At 44.0% G+C, this 19,351-nt stretch carries 11 protein-coding genes; 3 read left to right on the top strand and 8 right to left on the bottom strand.

Going from position 1 to position 19,351, the window contains the following annotated elements:
• Window positions 1–26: 26 nt before the first annotated feature.
• The 5 genes from HUW51_RS10960 to HUW51_RS10980 form a co-directional block, all read right to left on the bottom strand.
• Entirely contained in the window at window positions 27–3,401 is a 3,375-nt protein-coding gene (locus tag HUW51_RS10960; RefSeq protein WP_185274072.1) for a SusC/RagA family TonB-linked outer membrane protein, read from the bottom strand.
• An 86-nt stretch (window positions 3,402–3,487) separates the two neighbouring features.
• Window positions 3,488–4,462, bottom strand: a complete 975-nt coding sequence (locus HUW51_RS10965) for a FecR family protein (RefSeq protein WP_185274073.1) — start codon at window positions 4,460–4,462, stop codon at window positions 3,488–3,490.
• A 176-nt stretch (window positions 4,463–4,638) separates the two neighbouring features.
• The gene (locus HUW51_RS10970) at window positions 4,639–5,211 is read right to left on the bottom strand and encodes an RNA polymerase sigma-70 factor (RefSeq protein WP_185274074.1); all 573 of its coding nucleotides are present in this window, start codon (window positions 5,209–5,211) and stop codon (window positions 4,639–4,641) included.
• A gap of 254 nt (window positions 5,212–5,465) precedes the next feature.
• Window positions 5,466–7,016: a RagB/SusD family nutrient uptake outer membrane protein gene (locus HUW51_RS10975; RefSeq protein WP_185274075.1), complete on the bottom strand. Its 1,551-nt coding sequence runs from the start codon at window positions 7,014–7,016 to the stop codon at window positions 5,466–5,468.
• A 27-nt stretch (window positions 7,017–7,043) separates the two neighbouring features.
• Window positions 7,044–10,250 carry a SusC/RagA family TonB-linked outer membrane protein gene (locus HUW51_RS10980; protein ID WP_228467004.1) on the bottom strand — a complete coding sequence of 1,069 codons (3,207 nt, stop codon included), beginning with the start codon at window positions 10,248–10,250 and terminating at the stop codon, window positions 7,044–7,046.
• 1,060 nt (window positions 10,251–11,310) lie between these two features.
• On the opposite strand from HUW51_RS10980, the gene HUW51_RS10985 reads away from it, so the two are divergent.
• Window positions 11,311–12,093, top strand: a complete 783-nt coding sequence (locus HUW51_RS10985) for a creatininase family protein (protein ID WP_185274076.1) — start codon at window positions 11,311–11,313, stop codon at window positions 12,091–12,093.
• On the opposite strand, the gene HUW51_RS10990 is transcribed toward HUW51_RS10985, so the two are convergent.
• Window positions 12,094–12,813 carry a LytR/AlgR family response regulator transcription factor gene (locus tag HUW51_RS10990; RefSeq protein WP_185274077.1) on the bottom strand — a complete coding sequence of 240 codons (720 nt, stop codon included), beginning with the start codon at window positions 12,811–12,813 and terminating at the stop codon, window positions 12,094–12,096.
• A 194-nt stretch (window positions 12,814–13,007) separates the two neighbouring features.
• The gene (locus HUW51_RS10995; protein ID WP_228467005.1) at window positions 13,008–14,060 is read right to left on the bottom strand and encodes a hypothetical protein; all 1,053 of its coding nucleotides are present in this window, start codon (window positions 14,058–14,060) and stop codon (window positions 13,008–13,010) included.
• Window positions 14,061–14,503: 443 nt separating this feature from the next.
• On the opposite strand from HUW51_RS10995, the gene pta reads away from it, so the two are divergent.
• Window positions 14,504–16,594 carry a phosphate acetyltransferase gene (pta, locus tag HUW51_RS11000; RefSeq protein WP_185274078.1) on the top strand — a complete coding sequence of 697 codons (2,091 nt, stop codon included), beginning with the start codon at window positions 14,504–14,506 and terminating at the stop codon, window positions 16,592–16,594.
• Window positions 16,595–16,934: 340 nt separating this feature from the next.
• Window positions 16,935–18,152 carry an acetate/propionate family kinase gene (locus HUW51_RS11005; RefSeq protein ID WP_185274079.1) on the top strand — a complete coding sequence of 406 codons (1,218 nt, stop codon included), beginning with the start codon at window positions 16,935–16,937 and terminating at the stop codon, window positions 18,150–18,152.
• Window positions 18,153–18,730: 578 nt separating this feature from the next.
• On the opposite strand, the gene HUW51_RS11010 is transcribed toward HUW51_RS11005, so the two are convergent.
• Entirely contained in the window at window positions 18,731–19,333 is a 603-nt protein-coding gene (locus tag HUW51_RS11010; protein WP_185274080.1) for a hypothetical protein, read from the bottom strand.
• Window positions 19,334–19,351: the final 18 nt, after the last annotated feature.

The following is a 19,351-nucleotide window of genomic DNA, read 5'->3' on the forward strand; positions in this document are numbered from 1 at the left end:
ATAAAATTGGTCAAACTCGATTAAACTTATAAGGTAATCTGTATCCCTAGGGCAAAGTTTCTGGAGATAGGATAAACATCCAGGCCACCGTACCCAGGAGTTAAACCAGAAACACCAACTGCTGCTGGGTCTAAGCCAGTATATTTAGTTAGCGTAAACACGTTTCTGACCGTACCATACACCCGGAAACTGTTTACTTTTTTAATTCCCAGTTTTGGAGACCAGCCTAAGGTGATGTTATCCAATTTTAAGAAGTCACCTTTTTCCAGGAAATAATCGGTAATAACTTTACCTGATTTAATATGGCCATTACGCTCGTAAGCATCTTTTAACAGGTTAGTGCTAGCTTCGGCCTGTAAACCATAATACATTTGGTACAAATTCAGGATATCGTATTTAAAGCGACCGCGGAAGAACAAGGATAAATCGATGTTTTTGTAAGCGAAGGTATTTGTCCAGCCTAGTTCATAGCGAGGGGCACCGTTGCCAATGTAGGTTTTATCGCGGCCAGCATCTATTTGAATTTGGTTACCGGAAGCACGTAATTTTTCGCTACCTTCTATACCATTTTTCCATACTAAGATATTTCCGTTTTCGTCTACGCCGGCATATTTGTATCCGTAGAAGTTGCCAATGTTGGTACCATCTTCTAAGCGATAAGCCCGGCCTGGGTTACCTGGCGATGGAAGATCAGATCCGTTTACCTGCAGTTCAATGTAGTCGGCTTTATAGGTTTCGTTGGACCAGCTATCTAACTTAGCTCTGGTGTAAGAACCGGTTAAAGTAGTGTTGTATGAGAAATTTTCGTTTTCAATAACTGCCCAGTTTACATTAAGTTCAACCCCTTTAGAGCTGGTAGTACCTACGTTAACGGTCATTTGCTCGTGCAGGTAAGGAGGTACTGGTACCTGGTAGTCAGAAATCAAATCACTGCTCTTGCGAATAAAAGCATCTACACTACCGCTCAGTTTATTATTAAACAAAGTAAAGTCTACACCGGCGTTATAAGCAATTGATTTTTCCCAACGAATATCCGGGTTGTAATTATTACCTGGTCCGTAAACCTGTATCCACTGGCCTTCATCATTCTGATACCGGCCATAACCATCGTAACGAGCAATAGAGGTATATCTTGGGAAGCCAGAACGACCCGTTTCACCGTATGATACCCGCAGTTTTAAGTCATTAATGGCTTCAATATCAGCGAACACGGGCAATTTAGAAATACGGTAAGCGGCAGAAGCTGCCGGGAACAATCCCCATTTATTATTCGCTCCAAATTTGGTGTTTCCTTCGTACCGGAACGAACCGGTTAAGAAGTAAGTATCATCGAAAGCATAATTTACCCGACCCAGGAAGGCAATAGTTTTTTCTTTGCTTCTCCAGGAATCCATTACATCGTTCATGTTAATGGGTTGGCCATTACCGTAGTTACCGGCACCTATATTGTTATAACCAAAGGCATCGGTTGGGAAACGGCGGTTTTGCGCCCAGAAAGCAGAGTTATTAAATTCCTGGTAAGAATAACCACCCAGGGCTTTAATTTCGTGCTTGCCAATAATGGTAGAATAATTACCTAACCATTCTAAAGTATAATCTGTCCATTTTTCATCCTGTAAACGGGCCCGGCCAGTATAGCCACCAGTTACTGATTCGGCAGATAATCCAGAATGATACTCCCGGCTTAAAGCATCCCGTCCCTGACGGGCTAATTTTAATTCGGTATTCAGATTTTTTAAAATATTTACTCTGGCGGTTATGTCCACAATAGAATATTCCCGATCAGCGCCGTTTTCGCGGGCTAACAAGTTTTGTACCGGATTATAGGTATCATATCCCAGGAGGGTATTGTACCGGGTAGGATTGGTAGGATCCATAATCGGAATAGTAGGATTAAGCTTTACAGCTTGCTGGAAAGCACCGTAATTGGTATACTCTTCGTTAGCTACCCGGTACGAGAAATTACCGTTTAACTCGAGTAATCCATCCAGCGCTTTTTGTTGAAAGCTGGCCCGTAAGCCGTATTCTTTCCGGTCGGATGCAATATCCAAACCGGTTTTCGTGCGGTATTGACCAGAAATCCGGAATACTGAATTTTCATTACCTCCGGAAACCGCTAAAGAGTGATTTTGTCCAAAGTTATCTTTCCGGATTAATTCGTTGTACCAGTTATTACGGGCACCTAAATCCTGATCTCTTCCACGAGCTAAAAATTCTTCGGCCGAAAGGATTTCGGGCTTAGCCGCTACGGCATCATGATCTATAAAGCTGTCGTAAGTAACAGAAACTCTGCCAGCAGCGCCGCGTTTGGTTTGCACCAAAATAACCCCGTTAGCACCCCGCGAACCGTAAATAGCTGCCGCAGAAGCATCTCGTAAAACCGAGATAGATTCTATATCCTGCTGGGCTATGTTGCGCAGATCGCCACCTGGCATACCATCTATAATTACCAAGGGTTCGTTACCTGCTCTAAGCGAAGAAGCTCCCCGTAATTGCAACGAAGGAGAAGCATTGGGGTCGGCGGCGGCAGGGTTAGAAACGGTAACGCCGGCTACTTTACCTTCAATCATCTGCATGGGGCTGTTAAAAGCACCTTGCTGGAATTCTTTAGCGGTAACGGTGGTAACGGCACTGGTTAATTCGCGCTTTTGCACGGTACCGTAACCCACTACTACTACTTCTTCTAAGGCTTTGGTATCGGGTGCTAAAGATACATTAATGATAGTTTGGTTGTTTATGGCAACTTCGCGGGTCTGGTACCCAATAAAAGATATTACCAGGGTACCGGTACCATCCGGAGTGCTTAAGGTAAAACTACCATCAGGGCCAGTGGCTGTACCGGTAGATGTACCTTTTAAAAGAACGGTAACGCCGGGTATTCCTTCGCCTTTTTCGTCGGTTACTTTACCGGTAATATCCAATACCACAGCGCTCTTTGCTGAACTGGCAAGCAGGCTGGAGTTATGCGATAAGTCCGCTACAAAGTTGTTGCTGGCGTTAGCGTTTAATGGGGTAGTGCTGTTACCTTCGGTACTGATATCAGATACTTTTACCGGCGAAATAACGTAGGTATTGGCACCAATTTTTTCAAACCGAAGTTGTAGGGGCTTCAAAATAGCCTCTAAATCTTTTTCTACGGTTTGGTTGCGGTTATCCAGTTTGTCCATGGTAACCGTTCTGTTCTGAACAAATTCGTCTTTGTAGAAAAAAGCTACAGCGTACTTTTTCTCCAGAATTTTTAAAGCGCCCTCCAGGCTGTTTGTGGCGCGCAAACCAGCGGCTTTTTCGGTGCCGGTACTGCGAGCCGTGAGTTGGGTAGATACTACTTGTTGTCCATTTACATGAAAGCTGATCAATGCACTAAGGCAGACCATGCTTTTGAATGGTATTTTTACTTTCATAAAAATTATTGAATTAAGGTGTTAAAACGCATAAGTATTAAAAGTAATGAATAGGTATTCTTCGAAATGGCTGATAAAAGCAGGTGTTAGTGTTTTTGAATAATGATTTGGTTCTCCTTTTTGGTTATTTGTAAATTAAAAGCTTTGCTTAAGCCCAGTAATAAAATTTGAGCGTCTTGTTTGGGCACTTTGCCCGAAAAGGTATGCCGGAGCAAACTGGTGTCGGGTACGGTAACTTGTAAACCATAGGTGTTTTCGAGGGTGCTAACTAACTCCCGGAGGGTTGTTTTATCCAGAACGAGCATGGAGCTGCTCCACGAGGAGTATTTTTCGGGGTTAACTTTTATTTTGGCTACCTTGGCAGATTTAGGTTCTAATTCTACCATGTCGCCGGGCTCCATTTCTACTTCTTTGGGGGTGTTTTTTTGCGTATTGGATAGCCGTAAGCGCACTTTGCCGGAGTTTAATACTACCCGGGTGTTATTTGGCCGGCCGGTTACGTTAAACTCCGTTCCGAGTACTTCTATCTGCATTTTACCGGGAAGGTGCACTAAAAATTTTTGGTGGTTTTTAGTGTGTTGCACCGAAAAGTAAGCTTCGCCACGCAAGGTTACTTCCCGAGTTTGGTGAGCGCTCCAGGGGGTGTAGCGGAGTTCTGAATTGCCGTTTAAAGTTACTTTTGAGTTATCTGGTAAAGTAAAAGTGGCTACCTGGCCTAACGCAGTAGTTAATACTACCTGATCCTGGGGAATAAAAAAGTAGTACGAGAACGCCAGTAGTATACCAACAAAAGAAGCCGCTACCGAAAAGTAGAAGGCTCGTGGGTTTGTAATAAATTTAAAATTTGGCTTGGTTTCCGGTACTGGATCGGCTTCAATGTTTTGCAGAATACCTGCGTAAATTTTTTCTTCTAGTAATTCTTTGCTTTGGGGAGTTAAATAAGGCGTATAAGGTTGTTCTTTCGCAAAAGAACGATAATACGCGTCTACTAACGCTTTTTCTTCTGCGGTAGCTTTTCCTTGTAGGTATTTTTGAATCAGGTCCTGAATGGCAGGTTTCATTGCCGGTATTTAGCGTTTCATATCCATGACACGCCAGGTATCGGTTTACCGCCACTCTGCCGAAGAAAATTTTTTAAATTTTTTAAATTTGATTACCAACTTGCCCGCAATCAGGCTAATAAATTTAAGAGGTAAGAAATAATATAGTTGTTTTTGGACTCAAAAAATTAAAATTTTTAAAAAAACCAGATAAAGAAGGCCGTTAAAGTAAAATCTTTTAAGTGAAAGCGAAGTGCCCGCAAGGCTTTGCCCACGTGTTTTTCTACGGTATTAACCGAAATGTTTAACTGGGTAGCAATTTCTTTGAAAGAAAGCTGTTCCTGGCGGCTTAGCTCAAAGGCCGCCCGGCATTTTTCGGGCAGTCTGTTTACCTGGTTTTGGTAGGCTGCTTCTAAATCTTTTTTGTTGATTTCTTCTTCCAGGCTATTGGTTGTTGTAACAGCTTCGTTGCGCACTACCTGCAAGTGGGCGGTGCGTACTTGCTCGTTTCGTAAAGCATTTAAAACCCTGAATTTTAAAGCGCCAAAAAGGTATGCCTCCATGGACTCTTTAATAATAATTTGTTCTCTTTTTTCCCAGAGCTCTACAAATAAATCCTGAATAATTTCTTCGGCTTTTTCGGTGGAGCGCACCCGCTGGTAGGCAACATCGAATAACGTTGACCAGTACTTACGGTAAACTTGATCGAAATCGGTTAAGTCTTTAAGTGGTAAATGGTTACTGGTATGTTTTGCGGTAGTGGCAATCAAGAGAGCAGAATTTGTAAATAAAAAATCACTGTGTTTTGTAAAATGGGAACAAGTTAACTACTTAAGTTAATATATCCAACCATTGAATAAACGGGATTTGGGCTTAACTATTTTATAGTGTTAGTAATGATCGTACTTATAATTTGTACTCCACTAATAAAAAGCTACAAAAAAAAGAAGCTACCACTTAAAAGTAAAGGGGTAGCTTCTTGGCGCCTTAGTAAGCCAGGCGGGCGTTATAATTTTTTAAAAAATTAATAGCCGGGGTTCTGCACCAGGTTCGGGCTGTTCTGAATTTCTGGTATTGGAATCGGGAACAGCAGGTGTCTTTCCTGTAATGGGAAACGGCCTTGGTTCTGATGACCAACAAATTCGTCGAACTGGTTAGTAGTTTCGTTATACACCTTCCGTAACCGGACCATATCGAACCAGGTAATTTGTTCGTAGGCCAATTCGTGCCAGCGTTCCCGCCAAACAGCTTCCCGGAAGCTGGCTTGGGAGTAAGTGCCTAAATCAGGAGTGGTTAATTGCGCCCGGTCCCGGATTCTTTTAAAAGCGGCGTATGCCTCCGGCGTAGGGCCACCTAATTCATTCTGCGCTTCGGCGTACATTAAAAGCACTTCGGCGTAACGAATGAGGGGTACGTTCAGGTTATTATTACGGGAACCAGCAACACCGGCAAAACCACTGGAGGTAGTATTAAAATGTTTAAAAATATAAGGAGCGCCTAAATCGAAAGGAGCACCGTTGCCATTGGTGTAATAGCTGGTGTAAAAATAACCTTCCTGGTTCTTAGCCCGTAAGTCGCCTGGTTCGTAAGACTTATAGAATTCGGGTGTAGGAATAGTGCTACCTGTACCGCCCGGACCAGCGTAAGTTACGGGTTTAAAGTTCGGGAACATGTTTTCCATAGGATTGCCGGCAACCAGCGTATTGTACTGAATCATGAAGATGTGCTCCAACTTGTTTTCGGTACTTTCTCTATGCACATCCATGTACGTAGGGAAGAGGTTAATCTCTCCAGGATTGGCATTAGCGTAGGTAATTACTTCGTAAGCTTTGTCGGCTGCTAATTTATAGTACTCCGTTCCTTTGTTTAAAGGATAACCCGCCATGGTTAAGTATACCCGGGCTAATTGCGATTTTACCGCGGCCGTAGAAGCCTTACCACTTGCATCCATCCAGGGCAAGCCTGCCGCTTCGGCGGCTTTTAAATCCTCAATAATTAAGTTATAAACTTGTTCCTGAGGAGCCCGGGTCGGGAAGAAGTCGGCCGATTCAATAGTTTGTGGTTCGGTAATTAAAGGTACATCGCCCCACAAACGGACCGCATTAAAGTACGCCCAAGCCCGTAAGAACCGAGCCTGACCCAGTACTCTGTTTTTCTGCCCTTCGTCCATAGGCGTAATTCCTGGTACTTTGGCCAGCAGCAGGTTCGCATTGGCAATAATCCGGTACATGCCATTCCACCAGTTAATGATATGTTGGGTGTTACCATCATAAACCAGGGAATACAAGTTATTCAAGTCCGAATTTTGGGCAGTTTCAGTAGTGGAAGTACCGGTGGGTGCTTCCAGCATTTGCCAGCTCGACGAGAAAATACCAGCTCCATCGTAACCTAACCGTAAATCGGCGTAAACAGCAACTAAAGCGGCTTCGGCGTGATCCGGGATGGTATAAAAATTGTTCGGCGTTAAGTTAGAAGGCGGATTCTCATCCAAAAAATCTTTACAGGAGGTGGGTCCGAGTAAAATAGCACCTAATAACAAGGAGGTGCTTACTTTTTTAAATATTTTCAACTTCATAGTGAATCTCTTTTTTAGATAAACGAATTACAATGTAACCTGTAAGCCAAGCATAAAGGTGCGGGGCTTTGGATAACCATGCCAGATAATACCTTGCGAGAAAGCACTGTTGTTATTATCCTGGTTAGTGGGAGTAGCTTCCGGATCGCCGATAATATCTTTACCGGTAACTAAGAAAGCATTCTGCACGGAACCATAAATGCGCAGGCGGTTTAAACGGATTTTGCTGGCCAGCTCCGCTGGAATGGTGTAACCCAATAAAATGTTACGACCCCGCAGGAATGAACCATCTTTTACCCAGCGAGAGTCTACGTTGGTAACATAACCAGCGCGGGTATCCCGGATTTCAGCAATTTGCGTGTTCTGGTTTTGTGGTGTCCAAGCATCCAAAACTGTTTTGTAGCTGTTGGCAATAGCTTGGCGGTCTTCGCTGGGGTGCAAAGTTAAATCTAAAATGTCGTTGCCGTAGTTGTACTGCAATTCAACGGTTAAATCGAGGTTCTTATACTTAAACGTGTTGATAAATGCCCCCCAGGCTTTAGGAGTACCGTTACCAATAATCATCCGGTCGGCATCGGTAATAGCGTAGTCGCCGTTTACATCTTGGTATTTAATATCGCCAGGCAGAATGGTTAAACCGTTACGATAGCTCCGGAATTTAGCAGCTTCGTCTTTTTCGGCTTCGCTCCATACGCCTAAACGATTTAATCCCCAGAAAGAACCTACTGGTTCACCAATCCGGATAATGCTGGTTTGGTTCGTAAAGTTAGGGCCACCTACCCCAAAAATATCGGCTGGTGTAGCCAGGGTAAGTACTTTGTTCCGGTTCATGGAAACGTTAAAGGTAGTATTCCAGGAGAAATCGCCGGTATTAACGTTAACGGTATTTAAAGTTAATTCAATCCCTTTGTTTTCCATAGAGCCTACGTTCTTCCGGATAGAGCCGTAACCGCTGGTACGGGGTGCCGGAGCATCCAATAACATATCCGTAGTTTTGCGGTAATAAAAATCAGCTTCTAAGCTAATCCGGTTCTGTAATAAACCTAATTCTACCCCGGCATCGTACTGTGCTGTTTTTTCCCAACGTAAATCGGGGTTAGCCAAGCGGCTAAGGCCTGTACCACCCACCCGGGTATCGCCAAATATATAAGCGTAAGTAGAGCTTAATATATCAATGGATTGATATGGCGGAATTTCGGAGTTACCGGTTAAACCAAAGCTGGTCCGTAATTTTAAATTAGAAATAACAGGGTTGCTTTTCAGGAACTCTTCTTCAGAAACCCGCCAGGCTAAAGCCGCAGAAGGGAAGAAGGAAAACTTATTGTTGGCACCAAACTTAGAAGAACCATCAGCCCGACCAGTTACGGTAAGCAAATATTTATCTCTTAAGCTATAGTTAATCCGGCCAAAGTAAGAGCTAAAAGCAAACCGGTTAGCTTCCGAGAATACTTCTGGGCGAAGAGAACCCGCATCTAAGTTATTAAATCCAAAATAATCGGTAGCAAAACCACGGATCCGCGCGTCCATATCAAAAAAGTTGGTTTCCTGCCAGGAAATACCAGCTAATGCAGTAATAGAGTGAATTTCGGCAAACTGCTTGTTATAAGTTAAGTAGTTTTCCAGCGACCAGAAGCTTTCTTTCCGGTTGTAGGCCCGGGCAAAACCTTGGTCCGCAATAGATAAGGTCCGGGTGCTAGACTCGTTCGTTTCCTGCGTCAGGATATTAGCTCCCAATACGGTCCGCATTTCTAAACCCGGGAAGAAGGTAATGTTAGAATATACGTTACCGTTGGTAGTTTGCGAATTTAAAATATACCTACGACCCATTAAACGGTGATACGAACTCATGGTACCTTCGGCCTGTGGATAATCCCGATTATTGGCGTAAGTGCCATTGGCGTATCTTACCGGTAAGAAAGGGAAGTCTTCTACCATTTGGCGAGCTACCGCATCGTTAATATCTACTAAGTTTTCGGTTTGGTTATTATAGCTTAAAGTACCACCTACTTTTAACCATTTTTTAACTTGATCGTCGATGCTAAACCGGCCGGAGTACCGCTTCATGTACGACGTTTTTACTAAGCCTTCGTCGTCGCGGTAACCTAAAGAGAAGGAATAAGTAGTACGTTCGTTACCGCCGCTAAAGCCTAATTGGTGGTTTTGCGAAATTTTATTTTGGGTAATTTCTTTCATCCAGTCGGTGTCGTGCAAAGGCTGTAAGTTTTCGTCGAAAACCCCCGGAAACTGTTTGCTGAAATCTGTTCTTCTCTTTACTGGATCTAAATTAGCATATTTACCCTGGGCCCAACCGGCCGGATCGTATTTAGCGATGTTGGCATAAGCTAAATCTTCGGTAGCTAAATATTCGCGAGCGTTTAAAACTTCCGGACGATTTGGCCCGATGGTATTCACGCTAAAATCAGCATTATAAGTAACTTGGCCTTCGCCAGCTTTGCCGCGTTTGGTAGTTACCAAAATAACGCCGTTGGCGCCCCGGGCACCGTAAATAGCCGTAGACGAAGCATCTTTCAATACCTCTACCGATACGATATCGTTGGGGTTAATGTAATCGATGGCGTTACTGAACTGGGCTTGGTTACCTTGTGGCAGCATTACACCATCTACCACGTATAAGGGGTTGTTGGAAGAGTTAATAGAGCTGAAGCCCCGAACCCGCACGGTAGTACGACCACCCGGACGGCCCGAGTTGTTGTTTACCTGTACCCCTGCCATCCGGCCGGCTAAAGCCTGGTTTAAGGATGGGGATGGGCGTTCCTGCAATTGCTCGGCTTTTACGGTAGCAACCGCGCCGGTTACGTCTGATTTACGTTGGGTACCGTAACCAATAACTACCACTTCGTCCAAAGCTTTGGTATCAGGCGCTAAGGTTACGTTAATAGTAGACTGGTTATTAATCGGCACTTCTTTCGATTGATAGCCGATAAAAGACACCACTAAAACGCCGTTTCCATTGGGTGCATTTAGTGTAAACCCGCCATTCGGGTCGGTGGTTGCGCCGGTGGTAGTGCCCTTTACCAAAACAGTAGCGCCCGGAATCCCTTCGCCTTTTTCGTCGGAGATTTTACCCGAAATGGCAGTTTGGGCGTAAGTAAACGTGGTAGCCCACAGAAAAATAAAAACGAAACAAGCTAAATTTAACATAGTACCCACCGGCAGATGTAGCTTGCGTACCCCGGTGTGGTTCCTGTTTGGCATGGGTAAACTAATTTTCATGTTACTGTTTGTTTTCTGATTAAGTAATGCGAAAGTAATAGTGGTTTAAAGCAACCACCTGGTAATAGCAGGTTATAAACTTAACCCGAACGTGATGAAGTACTAAATAGCGGATGGAAGCACCCTTGTTTGATAAATTTTAAGAACTACAGAATAGATTTAAGTTTCTGCAAAAGAATAGTTAGTCGCTGTTTTTACATAGAGTAGATTTTAATTGAAAGATTGTTTTGGTAATAGCGCTTTATGAAAATTTTAATAATTTAAGATTTTTAGTTGTTCAGAGAAAACCTACTGATTTTCTTAAAAATTTAAATTTTATCTGATTGCGGATGCTAAGTTCTCCGGCAGCATTATTGTTAAATTATAATTTTTTAAAAAATAAACTGCCAGCTCCTGTAATAAAAGCTAAACCCGAAAAAAGCCTAACTAAAGCTTTACCAAATAATGATTTACGTTTGCAAACATGAAAATCATTATTCAACCGAAATGAAACAGCGGCAGTAGTGTTATCCTATGCTCTGAGAATTTTTAAAGAGTAAAGCTGTTTCTAAGATGTTGCCGTTCACACTGCTATTTAGCCGCTAATTTAAAAAAAAGCAACCTTTCCGGAACAGGCGTAAAAACCGGAATATGAAAATATTAGCGCAACTCTGATAACAGTAAAAACTAACTAAAAGGAACGCTGATTCACTAGAAAATTATTACTTATTCTATAAATATTTAAATAAAATTTAATTTCAGAAATGTTGAGCGTAAGGCCACGTTGGGCGGCTTATAATTAAAAAATGCCCTGCAAAGCAGCTTGGTTATTCTGATGAAAACGGATGGTTGTGACTAATACAGTGTAACCTGGCTGAGGTTATATATAAGTATTTATATTGTAACAAATACAAGATGCTGAAAGTAAGATTTAAGTTAAAAGGCGGGTTAAGGATTATAATCTTCTTTATTTAACCTGTTCGATAAATTAGCCTGATTTTAAAATTTATTCGTTTTTAAAACCGGATACCGTATTTTTTGTAATTTGCCTTTTTAGCCACTACACCTGCAATTTTAAAATATGTCTCCTAGACCTTATATATTAAGCGAAACCAATTGGAAAACGGTAAAAGACACCCATTACAACGTAGCCGTTTTACCCTGGGGTGCCACCGAAGCTCATAATTACCACATGCCCTACGCCACCGATACTATTTTGGCGGAGCACGTAGCCGCCAAAGCTGCTGGGCTAGCCTGGGAGCAGGATGTAAAAGTGATGGTGCTGCCTGCCATTGCTTTTGGGGTAAATACCGGCCAGTTAGATATTCCGTTTACCATTAACCTGAACCCCAGCACGCAGGCTTTAATTTTGCGCGACATTGTAGATTCCCTTTCGGGGCAAAACGTAAAAAAGTTAGTTATTTTAAATGCGCACGGCGGTAATGATTTCCGGCAAATGATCCGGGAATTGCAGGGCACTTGCCCGGATATGTTTATATCTGCGGTAAACTGGTGGCGAACCGCCAAGGATACCGACTTTTTTGATGAACCCGGCGACCACGCCGGCGAACTCGAAACCAGTGCCGTAATGCACATTGCCCCGGATTTGGTGCTACCACTTTCGGAAGCCGGCGATGGAAAAAGCAACAAATTGCTATTAAAAGCCCATCAGCAGGGTTGGGCCTGGACGCCAAGGGCCTGGACTAAAGCTACCAGCGATACCGGGGTAGGGAATCCGGCGCTTTCTACGGCCGAAAAAGGTGAAAGATTTGTGGCGGCAACGGCAGCGAACATAGCCGGTTATTTTGTAGAACTAGCTCATGCTGATTTAAATAACCTGTACGAGCAGCACCTGCAAAGTTAGTTAGTACTTGCTGAGCAACTGCAGCACATTGCGGGCATAAGTGGCGCCAATAGGAATAAACTTGTTGCCGATGGCTACGTTGTTGCCTTCTACAGCAGTAATGGCATCCAGGTTAACGATAAAAGAGCGGTGCACCCGGATAAATTTGTTAGCCGGAAACCGGCTAACGGTAGCTTTTAAGGTAGCGTACACAATGGTTTTTTTGTTATTTGATACAATGTGCACGTAATCGCCCAAGGCTTCGATGTACTGGATGTCGGCGAAATAAATTTTTACAAGTTTCTGCTCAACTTTCACGAAAGTAAAGTCGGCGGTGCTGCTGGGTTGCTGTTTTTGGTTTAATTTATCGCATACTTTTTGCGCGGCAATTAAAAAGCGCGGGTACGTAATGGGCTTTACGAGGTAATCAATTACGTTCTGTTCAAAAGCTTCTACGGCGTATTCGCGGCTGGCACTGGTAACAATTACCAGCAGATCTTTATTCTGAATGGTGGTGAGCAAATCCAGGCCCGACATGTCGGGCATTTCTATATCCAGAAATAAAACGTCTACGAGGGTGTCGCGTAAAAGGCGGGTAGCTTCAATGCCTCCGTTAGCAACTCCTGCCAGCTCCAAAAAGTCAGTGTCGTTTATAAATTTTTGAATAATCCGGGCCGAGAAACTGTCATCATCAATAATCAGACATTTAATGGGGGAATTAACTAACAAAGAAGCAGCCATGTACTCACAATTTTATAAGGCATTAGCTATTTAAGAAAACGAATAACCAGAAAAGTGCCTTTTTTTCCAAAGTTGACCTGTATTTTTTACTTAAATGCTTGATTTAAGTTATTTTAAAGATTGATGTTCTTTTTATCACCATACAGTTTTCTTAAAATTTTCCTGTTTTTTGCTATAAAAACTAAGTGAATCAACTACGGCTTAATCCCATATTTACGCAAATCTGCTTCAATGCGGCTGTTCCAGGCGGCCTGGGCGGCCTGGTTGGTACCGTGGCCGGTTTCACTGTCGTATTGCTCCTGCAAGCGGTTCATTTCCCGGAACGACTCAATAAATTTGTATTGCACTATACTGTTATAATCTTCCAGGGTTAAGCTATCGGGCTGAATCTTACGTTTAAAACGCTCCGCTACCAGTTTAACAATATCGAAATGCCGTTGTTCGTGGTTTATGCTGTAGGCATCGCGGGCGACAGGTTTTACCCATGACGAACTCCGGATAACGTATACTTTTACCGCAAGGTTCAGTTGAATAACGCCATTTACTACTTCGCTGCCACCTTGGTACGCGAAGCCCGGAAAAACCAGGGCCGCATACCGGCTTCCGCGAGGAGTAGCGGTAAAATCATTCCAGTTAAGCGGGCGGTTGGGCGAGTAAAAAACAGTGTCGTCTTCGGCATTCCGGAGGTAATCCGTAAAATTTACCTGAATGCCCGTGGCTAGCTTTTCGTTTTTACCGGCTTCCTGGTTCATCCAGGTGTTAATATAACTTAACCCGGCAATTAAGGCCTGGCGCAGGGTAGGTTCTATAACCGTAAGCGAACTGGCCGGCCGGCCGTAGCGGGCGCCGCCGCGGTATTCTACTAAATGCACCGGTTTGCCTTCGCGTAGGAACTCAAATGCCATTGCCACAGAAACACGCCCATCTACCCGGCCTTTGCCATTAGCGGTTTCCTGTACTTTACATTCTTTTAACCGGATAACAATAGGCCGGAGCTTGGTGTTCTGGTGCCAGCTTTGTTTTACAAACTCCCGGATCGCGTTTAACCCGCCCCCCTGCAAATCAATGGGCTGAGCTGCCGTGGCTAAAGGAACCGTAGGCGATGCTGGAGGTGGAATTAAATAGGTAACTGCTTTTTTATCGGAGCGGTCGTCTATTACATCGGCAATATAAAACTCTTTTACCGTAAATTTTAAAGGTTCGGCGCGGAGGGCAATCGGCGAAACTTTGGCCGATGATTGAGCCATGGCGCTATCCATATAACCGAACAGCCAAAAACAACCAAGCAGCACGTTCTTACATCCGGATTTTTTTAAAAAATTGAATATCTGGTAAAAAGATTTATTTAAAAAAAGAAGATTCGTCATTTTATATAATCGGGCGAGATAGTAATCTTGGCACCGGAATTTGTAACCAGTCGCTACAAAACCGGCATCCATAAATGGTAAAACATTCGTGCTTTTAATTCGGTTCGTTCCGGGTAAGCGCCGCCTAAAAAAGAAGATTTTAAAAAATGTAGTAGTAGCGGACAGAAGTAGCTTAAAGTTAAAGGTTTTTAATCTACTTAAGCACGCGGATATTGGGTACAGTAGCTCTCTATAAAAACTAAAACACTGGTACGGGAGTATGTCTTTTAACTTATTATATTTCGGGTAAAGCCGGTTTAACAGCTAAACTACCATCTAAAACTATGACAAAAACAATTTTTATTGCGTCAGCAGAACCTTACAGCGGCAAATCAATGGTGGCATTGGGTTTGGTAAACATGTTATTGGGGAAAGCCCAAAAGATCGGCTACTTTAAACCTATAATTAATAGCAGTTCCACGGATAAAAAAGACGTGCACATCGAAACCATCGTGAATTATTTTAATTTACCGGTGCAGTATGCCGATACTTTTGCTTTTACCGGAAGTGAGGTTTTGCGGATGATTGAAGCGAATAACCAAGGCGAAATTATTGATACCATTATTAGTAAATACAAGCAGTTCGAAGAAAACTACGATTTTACTTTAGTAGAAGGTACCGATTTTACCGGCGAAGGAACTGCTTTTGAGTTTGATATAAACGTTACGGTAGCTAAAAACCTGGGTATTCCGGTAGTTCTGGTGGTTTCCGGCGAAAATAAAACTACGGCCCAGGTAATTAATGCGGTGTTTACCGCCTGGCGCAATTTCGAAGCCCGCGAAGTACAGGTTATTGCAATAATCGCCAACAAAGTAAACCCGGTGCAAGCCGACGATGTACGGGAATTATTGCGGAGCCAATTACCACCGGGTTTGATATCGGCGGTAATCCCGGAAGATAAAAGTTTAAAAAACCCGACCATGCACGAGATTTGCCAAAGTTTAGGGGGTAAACTCTTGTTCGGGGAGCAACAACTCAGCAACCAGGTCGATAATTTTGTGACCGGGGCCATGCAGGTGCCTAACTTCCTCAAACACATTAAAGACAATGTACTAATCGTAACGCCCGGTGACCGCGGCGATATTATTATTTGTGCGTTGCAGGCTAATTTATCGGCCAATTACCCCCGGATTGCCGGTATCGTGCTTACCGCCGGCTCCGAACCCGAAGAACCTATAATACAACTAATTGAAGGTTTGCAAACCGTAGTGCCCATTGTTGCGGTAAAAACCGGTACTTTTCAGACTACCACTGAAATTGGCGCTATTAAATCGCAGATCACACCGGATAACCCCAAGAAAATTGAACTAGCCATTGATACTTTCGAGAAATACGTGGACGTGGCGGCTTTAGACGAGAAGATAGTAACCTTTACCGCCGAAGGAATTACGCCGCACATGTTTCAGTACCAACTGGTAAAATGGGCCAAAAGCCAGAAAAAACACATTGTACTACCCGAAGGCAACGACGACCGCATTCTACGGGCTGCAGCCCGCCTGATAAACCAGGAAGTGGTAGATTTAACCATACTGGGCAACGCTACAGATATTGCCGCGGCGATTAAACGCATGGGCTTGCCCCTGGATATGAGCCGCGTGCGTATTATTAACCCCGCGGAGTCGGAGTATTACGAAGAATACGTGCATACATTGTATGAGCTCCGGAAAAACAAAAACGTGGAACTCGAAATGGCTTACGACCTGATGACGGACGTATCGTATTTCGGGACGATGATGGTGTACAAAGGCCACGCCGACGGTATGGTGTCGGGGGCGGTACATACTACTTTGCATACCATCCGGCCAGCTTTGCAGTTCGTGAAAACCAAACCGGGCGTATCTATTGTATCGTCGGTCTTTTTTATGTGTTTGCCCGACCGTGTATCGGTTTTTGGCGATTGCGCCGTAAACCCGAATCCCACCGCCGAGCAGTTAGCCGAAATTGCGATTTCCTCTGCCGAGAGCAGTCAGCGTTTTGGCATTGAGCCGCGCATTGCCATGTTGTCGTATTCATCGGGCACTTCCGGCGAAGGCGCTGAGGTAGAAAAAGTGCGGTTAGCCACCGAAATTGTAAAACAGAAACGCCCGGATTTAAAAGTGGAAGGACCGATTCAGTACGATGCAGCCGTAGACCCGGAAGTAGGCAAACAAAAATTACCCAACTCAGAAGTAGCGGGCCAGGCCAGTGTTTTAATCTTCCCGGATTTAAATACGGGTAATAATACATACAAAGCCGTGCAACGCGAAACCGGTGCCTTAGCCATCGGCCCCATGCTGCAAGGCCTTAACAAACCAGTAAATGACTTAAGCCGCGGCTGCACCGTGGATGATATTTTTAACACCGTCGTGATTACCGCTATCCAAAGTCAGGGGTAGTTAAAGGTTGCAGGTTACAAGTTGCAGGTTTAAAGGTTTTAAAGTTGCAAGGTTGAAAAGTTGGAAGGTTAGAAGGTTAGAAGGTTGGGGAAGTTGGTTGAGAATTTAAAATTTTAAAAATTTTCTGCTGGCGATTTCCTGGCGCGAGCGTCTTCGCACGTGGCTAACCATTGGGTAGGCCTCTGGCCGGGCGAACCGATGCACTTTGGCTAATAGGAAGTATAAATAATCAACTAATCATAAAAGCCGGACGGTGGTTATTTCAAGCGAAGGAGTCCGCTTAAAATTCAATTACAAAACACGTATTACGTCGTACGTAAAACTTATCACTTAAAATTGCATGAATATATTTGTTGTTAATGCGGGTAGTAGTTCTATTAAATACCAGTTGTTTCGCATGCCTTCCGAGAAGCCGGTTTGCAGCGGTCTGGTGGAAAGGATTGGGTTAGAAAATTCGATTATTACGCACCAAATATTTACCGGTTCCGATAAAAAGGTAATTAGCCGTACCTTGGATTTACCCGATCATGCGTCGGGTTTACAGGAAGTTGGTAAGTTGCTCTCCGATCCGGAATCCGGGGTAATTCGGGACCCCGACGAAATTGATGTAGTGGGGCACCGGGTGGTACACGGCGGCGAAAGCTTTGCGGCCACTACCATTATTACCCCGGAAGTAAAGGCCGAAATTAAAAAACTGTTTCCGCTGGCACCTTTGCACAATCCATCGAACTACCTGGGTATTGAGGTGGCCGAAAAAGCTTTTCGGCGGGCCTGGCAAGTAGCCGTTTTTGATACGGCTTTTCACCAAACCTTGCCCGAATACGCGTTTCGCTACGCTTTGCCCGAGTCTTTTTACACCGATTTAGGTATCCGGACGTATGGTTTTCATGGCACCAGTCATAAATATGTAGCTGAGCAAGCCACGCAATATTTAAAAAATCCGGAAGCCCGGTTAATTACCATTCACCTGGGAAACGGGTGTAGCATGGCCGCAATAAAAAACAAGCAATCGCTAGATACCAGCATGGGTTTCGGGCCGTTGAGCGGTTTGGTAATGGGTACCCGTTCCGGCGACATTGATCCTTCGGTTGTTTTCCATTTGATTAACCAGCTTGGGTACGATCCGGAGCAGGTAAATACTTTATTGAACAAACGCAGCGGCATGTTGGGCTTAACCGGCCACAGCGACATGCGCGATATTACCCAAGCCATTCAGGAAGGAGATGCCGCCGCCGATTTAGCGTATGAGTTGTATAGTTACCGCATTAAAAAATACTTGGGAGCTTATGCCGCCGTGTTAAACGGGGTAGATGCCGTAGTATTTACCGCCGGCGTAGGTGAGAACGACGCTGAAGTACGTGCCCGCGTGTGCCGCAACCTGGATTACCTGGGCATTAAGCTGGACGAGGAAAAAAACAAAATCCGCAGCAAAGAGCTCCGCGAAATCAATCAACCCGATTCCCCGGTGAAAGTACTGGTAATTCCCACCAACGAAGAGCTCGAAATCGCCCAACAATGCCACGAACTCCTGCTCCAAACCACCGAAACAAGCAGTTAAAGTTTGATGGAAGAGGATGCAGTTTTGAATATTATCTGATAAACTAGTGTACTAACATTTAAAATGAAACTGTCGGCTACCTGCTAAATAGATTCCTCCTGGATAACAGAAAATTTTAAAAATGTCAAATCTAGGTGATGGAGGTTTAATTTAGCGAAGTACTCCTAACACTTTGGAGATGACTAAACTTTGATTGACTTTTAGTTAAAATCCTCGTTACGCCCATTCTTTACAAAGTAAATCAAAAGACACCAGTTTGGCTGTTGAGGGCCTTTCGGATTCTGCGAATCTAGCGTTCCGGTGCTGACGCAGGAGGCATGGTGAGGTTTGTAGAAACGTGCCACAGCACGTTCCTACTCGCTCGCCCGAAAGAGCCAAACGAGGTCCGTCGGCCATGAGGCAAACGCAGCCCGTTCAAACTAGATAGCACCTGAGCCTAGAGGCTTGAAAAGGCTCTAAAGAAAAACAAGAATACGCCAGTCAGGAGACTGGCTCTTGTCTATAAGTCACAAGTGTTTAAAAACAGACAATTTTGCCAATTACTCGGCCGTAAATCCAGCCAAATTTTAAAATTTCCCCTACTGCGCCATTTGCGCAATCTTCTCCAACGGTATGGTATTCGCCATCCGCAGCACATCGGCTTCTTGTGCCTCGGTAACTTTAAAAGTAACTAAGGTATTCTGCAACGGCACCTGTAGGTCGTAATCTAACTTTTTAGTGTCGGTATTTTCGGTTTTGGTTAAAACGGCTTTATAGCCTTGCACTTTTACTACTTTCTGGTTGCCATCGCCGCCCCGGCCAATAAAAGGCAGAGCCAGCAGCGCGTTTAAGGAGGTAATTAAAGGCGAGTTATTGATAATATCTACCGTTGCTGTTTTGGCGCCGGTGCCGTAGGTGCGTTGTACAAAAAGACCTAAACCGGCGTTGGTGCCCGTGCCGGTGGTATTATCGTCTTTTACGTTTGCCGCTAAAGCATCCATTTTGGGAGGCAACAATTTTAAAATATCTTTCCCGATGGCGGCATCGAGGGTGTGCAGCATTTGCTCCATGGCAAACCGCGAATTGCTTAAGTTTCCAGCCGCATAAGACGAACGGGCATCGGCTAAGTTTTTATTAAAATCCTGGGCCAGCGAAACGTGGGCACAAGCACTTATAACGAGTAAAGTAAGTATCTTTTTCATGATTGATCAAAAGGATTA

The organism is Adhaeribacter swui (assembly GCF_014217805.1).
Taxonomy (GTDB): domain Bacteria; phylum Bacteroidota; class Bacteroidia; order Cytophagales; family Hymenobacteraceae; genus Adhaeribacter; species Adhaeribacter swui.